This window comes from Bradyrhizobium sp. 31Argb (assembly GCF_043638955.1).
In the GTDB taxonomy this organism is placed as follows: domain Bacteria; phylum Pseudomonadota; class Alphaproteobacteria; order Rhizobiales; family Xanthobacteraceae; genus Bradyrhizobium.
In genome coordinates this window covers 1-5440 of record NZ_JBEGDB010000403.1, presented here as the reverse complement: position 1 = coordinate 5440, position 5440 = coordinate 1, and the positions used below count along the sequence as shown (strand labels likewise).

Annotated in this window: 5 protein-coding genes; 3 read left to right on the top strand and 2 right to left on the bottom strand. The window is 62.9% G+C overall.

Annotated elements, in window-relative coordinates; translation table 11 throughout:
• The first annotated feature begins 164 nt into the window (after positions 1-164).
• Positions 165-1262: an HD-GYP domain-containing protein gene (locus AAFX91_RS38585; protein WP_394569987.1), complete on the top strand. Its 1098-nt coding sequence runs from the start codon at positions 165-167 to the stop codon at positions 1260-1262.
• Between the two features lie 96 nt (positions 1263-1358).
• Here the strand turns inward: AAFX91_RS38585 and AAFX91_RS38580 are convergent, their stop codons facing one another.
• Together AAFX91_RS38580 and AAFX91_RS38575 are read right to left on the bottom strand one after the other, a co-directional pair.
• Positions 1359-2933 carry an AMP-binding protein gene (locus AAFX91_RS38580; RefSeq protein WP_394569986.1) on the bottom strand — a complete coding sequence of 525 codons (1575 nt, stop codon included), beginning with the start codon at positions 2931-2933 and terminating at the stop codon, positions 1359-1361.
• Between the two features lie 190 nt (positions 2934-3123).
• Positions 3124-3543: a VOC family protein gene (locus tag AAFX91_RS38575; RefSeq protein WP_394569984.1), complete on the bottom strand. Its 420-nt coding sequence runs from the start codon at positions 3541-3543 to the stop codon at positions 3124-3126.
• Positions 3544-3680: 137 nt separating this feature from the next.
• On the opposite strand from AAFX91_RS38575, the gene AAFX91_RS38570 reads away from it, so the two are divergent.
• Both AAFX91_RS38570 and AAFX91_RS38565 read left to right on the top strand, forming a co-directional pair.
• The gene (locus tag AAFX91_RS38570; RefSeq protein ID WP_394569983.1) at positions 3681-4655 is read left to right on the top strand and encodes a Bug family tripartite tricarboxylate transporter substrate binding protein; all 975 of its coding nucleotides are present in this window, start codon (positions 3681-3683) and stop codon (positions 4653-4655) included.
• A 242-nt stretch (positions 4656-4897) separates the two neighbouring features.
• The gene (locus AAFX91_RS38565; protein ID WP_394569982.1) at positions 4898-5164 is read left to right on the top strand and encodes a DUF3551 domain-containing protein; all 267 of its coding nucleotides are present in this window, start codon (positions 4898-4900) and stop codon (positions 5162-5164) included.
• The last annotated feature ends 276 nt before the right edge of the window (positions 5165-5440 follow it).

Genomic DNA, 5440 nt, shown 5'->3' with positions numbered 1-5440 from the left:
AGGCTTCCTCCTAAAAGAAAGCCTTGAATCACGTTCAATCTGATTTGAGAATCCCAAGAGTCCACACGGCCTAGACCGCTGTTCATCACGCCTATTAAGCCGCAGGGAACCCATTCTCGGCTAGCCTGGGTTGTCGATCGTCATTGCGAACGCCCAAGGATTTCATGACAGCGTTAGCCAACAAGAATTCGCTAAGACGCCGCTTGTTGCTGGCGTCGGATCGAGGCGACCAAAGCAGCGAGCTGGCCAGAATTTTGCGGTCCGTCGGCGAGGTCGACACCATCTCGACCGCGGAGATTCCCGAGAAGCCCGCGGATAATCTTTCGGGCATCGTGGTCGACATCAACCTGCGTTCGCCCGAGAGCGTGCAGCTCGTGCGCAACAAGCTCAGGACGGAAGCCTATCGCGAGATGCCGCGGCTGTTCGTGCTGCAGGACGCATTGCACCACGCTACCATGCAGGCCTGGGCGCTCGGGGCCACCGACACGATCTCGCGTCCGTTCGACGCTGCCGGACTGTTGCAGCGCATCCGCGCCGCGTTTCCGGACGCAGACGGCTACGATGAAACCGATCGCGGCAAGGCGCTGAACCGCGGCGTCGAGGCGGCGCATGCGGTGATGGTCAAGATGTTCGAAAAGCTGCCGGCCGGCGTGCCCCTGCAATTCAGCGACATCGTCGCCGCCGAGCGCAAGATCCTGAAGGCGATCAAGCACTCATCCTTGCGCGAATGGCTGACCATGGTCGGCTGCCATCACACCGACACCTATCGCCATTGCCTGTTCGTGACCGGTTTTGCGGTGGCGTTCGCGCAGCACCTCGGCATGCGCGAGGACGACCAGCGCCGCCTTGCCCGCGCGGCGCTGCTGCACGATGTCGGCAAGGCGTTCATCCCGACCTCGATCCTGGACAAGCCGACCGAATTGACGGCGGACGAGATGGCCGAGATGCGCGAGCATCCGCGGCGCGGCTACGAGGCGCTCTTGGTCCAGGGCGGCTTTCCGCCTGAAATGCTCGACGTGGTGCTGCACCATCATGAGATGCTGGACGGCTCCGGCTATCCGAATGGTCTCCACGGCGGCCAGATCAGCGACATCGTGCGGGTCACCACCATTGTCGACATCTACGCCGCGCTGGTGGAGAGGCGCGCCTACCGGCTGCAGTTCACCCACGCCAAGGCGTTCGCGATGATGGAAGACATGGGCGCCAAGCTCGACCAGCAATTGCTGCAGGCGTTCCGCCCGGTCGCATTCGGGCATTATTGATTGTCACCGTCATTCCGGGGCAACGCGCAGCGTTGAACCCGGAATCTCGAGATTCCGGGTTCGCGCGATGCGCGCCCCGGAATGACAGCGTTCTCCTCACTCCAGCATCTTCCGCAACTCGGCTTTGGCGACCTTCTCCAGCGTCGAGCGCGGCATGTCGTCGACGAAGCGGATTTCGCGCGGCACCTTGAAGTCGGCGAGTGCGTTGCGGCAGGCGGCCATGACATCGTCATGCAGGTCGACGGGTGCGATGCCGCCTTGCGGAATGATGAAGACCACCGGCACCTCCTCGAGCATCGGGTGCCTCTTCGCAACCACCGCCGCCTCGCGCACGCCGGGCACCACCGCAATCACCTGCTCGATCTCGGAGGCCGCGACGTTCTCGCCGCCAACCTTCAGCATGTCCTTGGCGCGGTCGCCGAATTTGACGAAGCCGTGCTCGAGCAGCGTGACGCGGTCGCCGGTCAGGAAGTAGCCGTGCTCGTCGAAGCTTTCGCGGGTGGCCTTTTCGTTGTGCAGATATTCCTTGAACAGCGACAATCCGGGAATGCCCTTGATCGAGAGATTGCCGGTGCCGCCGACTTCGGTCGCCGAGCCGTCATCATTGGTGATGCGGATCGAGTATTCACTCGCCCCGCGGCCGATCGACATCGGCGTGTTCGGCTGGTCGACCTCGCCGACAATGCCGTGGGTGATGGTCTCCGTCATGCCCCACCAGCCGATGGTTTTGACGCCGAATGCGGCAAAGGGCGGCGGCTCGCACACCGCCGTGCCCCAAAGCCGGAACTTGTGGTTGTCAGGAATCTCGTGCTCCAGCAGCGCCTTCATGCAGAACGGAATGGTCGAGGTCCAGGTGCAGCCATGCTCCAGCGCGACGCCCCAGAACCGGCTTGCGGAAAAGCGCGGCTGGATCACGCAGGAGGCGCCGACCCAGAGCGTCGCCAGCATCGAATAGGCGAGCGCATTGGTGTGGAACAGCGGCAGGTAAATCTGGTGCACGTCGCCGGCATGCAGGTCCTCGTGCACCGCATTGACCTTGGCGCCCCACAGCGCATTGGCGTGGGTCCACAACACCGCCTTCGGGCGCGACGTCGTGCCGGACGTGTACTGCACGCTGCAGGGAGCGAGCGGATCGGCGGCGCGGCGCGGCCGGTCGGCGCTGTCGGCGAACAGCGCCTCAAAACTGTCGCCGCGTGACACGGGCTGTGCCGGCGCGGCGCCGGCGTTATGCGAGATCACGGCGATCCAGCGCAGGTCGCGGCAATTGGCTGCGATCGATTCGGCATAGGCCGGCTGGGTGATTGCGGCAACCGCGCCGCAATGGCCGGCGAAAAATTCCATCTCGGCGGCGGCCGAGCGCGTGTTGGTGGTGACCGCGATCGCACCAAGCTCGACGCAGGCGAACCAGGCCAGCATCGCCTCGATGCAATTATCCAGATGGATCAGCACATATTCGCCGGGCGTGACGCCGCGTTTTGCGAGCCCCGCGGCCAGCGCGCCGACGCGCTCGTGAAATTCGCCATAGGTCCATTTCCGCGCCGGCGCCTCGAACGGCGCCCAGATCAGGAACGGGTGATCGCGCCGGATCTCCGCGCGCATCCGAAGCAGCCACGGCACGTCGAGGCCTGCGAACGGTCCCACGATACCAGGTGCTGCCTGTGAATTGGTCATGCTTCCTCCCGCGCAGCCTTGCTGGCTGCTTTCGTTCTTATTCCAGAAGCATTTGTGCCGCCGGATCGTACGGCGGGCAAATATTACGGGCGGATTCCCTCCACGTCATTGCGAGGAGCGCAGCGACGAAGCAATCCATGCCCCCGCAAGTGGAGAAATGGATTGCTTCGCTCCGCTCGCAATGACGGTGCTAGGAGGCATCATCCTCATACGACGAAATCTCGATCAGGCTGCCGTCTGGATCGCGGAAATAGACCGAGCGCAGCATGCCGCGCGCGCCATGCCTGGCCACCGGGCCTTCCTCGATCTTGACGCCGTTGGCCTTCAGATGTTCGACGACCTCGTCGGGCGTGCTGGAGGTGAGGAAGCAGAGGTCCTCGCTGCCGGGCGTCTCATGATCGGCTGTGAACCAGTCGATCTTGGAGGCATCGCGCGGCCGCACGTTGATCTTCTGGTTGCCGAACACCAGCGAGGTCCGTGGCGCCTTGCCTTCACCCGGATCGAACACCTTGACCTCCATGCCGAGGATCCTGCTGTACCATTCGGTGGAACGCGCCACGTCTGACACGTTGATCACGAGATGGTCGAGCGCGTTCACCTTGACGGCCATGGCCTCATCCTTTCGTCGCGGTCCAGCGCGCAGGGTGCGCACTGGCTGTCCAATGCGTAGTTTGTTACAACGCACGCCGTCATCAGTTCAATAGAAACGGACCGGAGTGTGAACCCGGCCATATCGGAGGAAACTACATGATTTCACGCCGTACTGCGCTTGGCCTGATCGGTTCCGGGATTTCGACATTCGCGATCGGCCGCGCTTCGGCAGCGGCGGACTATCCGGCACGGCCGGTCCGCTGGATCGTCGGCTATCCGCCGGGCGGCGCCACCGATATCCTGGCGCGCCTGATCGGGCAGCGGCTGTCGGAAAAGCTCGGACAGCAATTCGTGGTCGAGAACAAGCCCGGCGCCGGCAACAATATCGGCACGGAAGCTGCGATCAACGCCGAGCCGGACGGCTACACCGTGCTGCTGGTAAACCCTGCGAACTACATCAACGCCACGCTGTATGCGAATCTGAAGTTCAATTTCGTTCGCGACATCGCGCCGATCGCCTCGTTCCAGCGGGTGCCGAACGTGATGACCGTCAACAAGGACGTCCCGGCCAAGAACGTCGCCGAGTTCATCGCATACGTGAAAGCCAATCCCGGCAAGGTGAACATGGCCTCGTCAGGCAATGGCACCTCGGTGCATCTCTCCGGCGAGATGTTCATGGCGATGAGCGGCGCCAAGATGCAGCACGTGCCCTATCGCGGCGCGGCGCCGGCCATCACCGACCTGCTCGCCGGCCAGGTGCACGTGATCTTCGACAACATGCCCTCGATCATCCAGCATATCCGCTCCGGCTCGTTGCGGGCGCTCGGCGTCACCACGGCGGAGCGTTCGCCGCAACTGCCCGACGTGCAGGCCGTCGGCGAGACCGTCAAGGGTTACGAGGCGAGCGCCTTGTTCGGCATGGGCGCGCCAAAGAACACACCGAAGGAGATCATCACCAAGCTCAACAGCGAGATCAACGCTGTGATGGCCGAGCCGGCGATGAAAACACGTTTGGTTGAACTGGGCGGCGAGCCACGCATCCAGACGCCGGACGCGTTCGGTGCGGAGATCGTCGCCGAGACCGAAAAGTGGAAGAAAGTGGTCGAGGGCGCCGGGCTGAAGGTGGAATAGGACCCAAGCGCGCATCATCAGGAACCTTGCTGCGGCAATCGTGGTCTGAACCTTGACGCCGGCCACGCGACTACTGCAGATGCAGGCATGTGCATGATCCGGAAAAGTGGGAACCGGTTTTCCCTCGCGACAAACGCGAAGCGTTTGCGTGGGAAGATCATGGTCAAGCAAAGATGAGATCATGATCCGATCTAATCGGATCATGATCTCGGCCAGCTTGGCCAAGGCGAAGGAGAACGACGATGCGCAAACTGATGTTGGCAATGACGGCCGTCGGGGCGGGTGTCACCGCCGGCTCCGCTCCCGCCGCGGCCTACGACTATCCCTGGTGCGCCCAAGGCAGGGGCTTCGGCATTCCGGGCGACTGCTCGTATCAAACCTACGGGCAATGCATGGCGAGCGCGTCCGGCCGCAACCTCTATTGCAACATCAATCCACGTGTAGCCTTCGGTCAGCAACAGCCGTCACGTCGCGGTCGCGCGTACAGGGACTACTATTATTACAACTGAGCTTATGAACGGCGTGCTTCGCGCCGTGCGCCTTCGCGGTGCCAGTTGATGTGCCCTCTCCCCTTGTGGGACCGGCGCCAGCAACGGACCCGCTAGGGTGAGGGGTTGTCTCCACAATCACCGTCACCCGCGGAGAGAATCCCTCATCCGTCGCGCATTTCATGCGCGCCATCTTCTCCCACAAGGGGAGAAGGCAAGGGCGGTCCTGACCGGCTACATGGGTAACAGAATAGACCGGCGACATGGGTAACAGGTCAACTGGTCGGCAAGGAGGAC

Excerpts from the sequence above, each read along its gene's own strand:
- AAFX91_RS38580 (WP_394569986.1), bottom strand. The coding sequence starts at position 2,933 with ATGACCAATTCACAGGCAGCACCTGGTATCGTGGGACCGTTCGCAGGC.
- AAFX91_RS38570 (WP_394569983.1), top strand. The coding sequence starts at position 3,681 with ATGATTTCACGCCGTACTGCGCTTGGCCTGATCGGTTCCGGGATTTCG.
- AAFX91_RS38565 (WP_394569982.1), top strand. The coding sequence starts at position 4,898 with ATGCGCAAACTGATGTTGGCAATGACGGCCGTCGGGGCGGGTGTCACC.
- AAFX91_RS38585 (WP_394569987.1), top strand. The coding sequence starts at position 165 with ATGACAGCGTTAGCCAACAAGAATTCGCTAAGACGCCGCTTGTTGCTG.
- AAFX91_RS38575 (WP_394569984.1), bottom strand. The coding sequence starts at position 3,543 with ATGGCCGTCAAGGTGAACGCGCTCGACCATCTCGTGATCAACGTGTCA.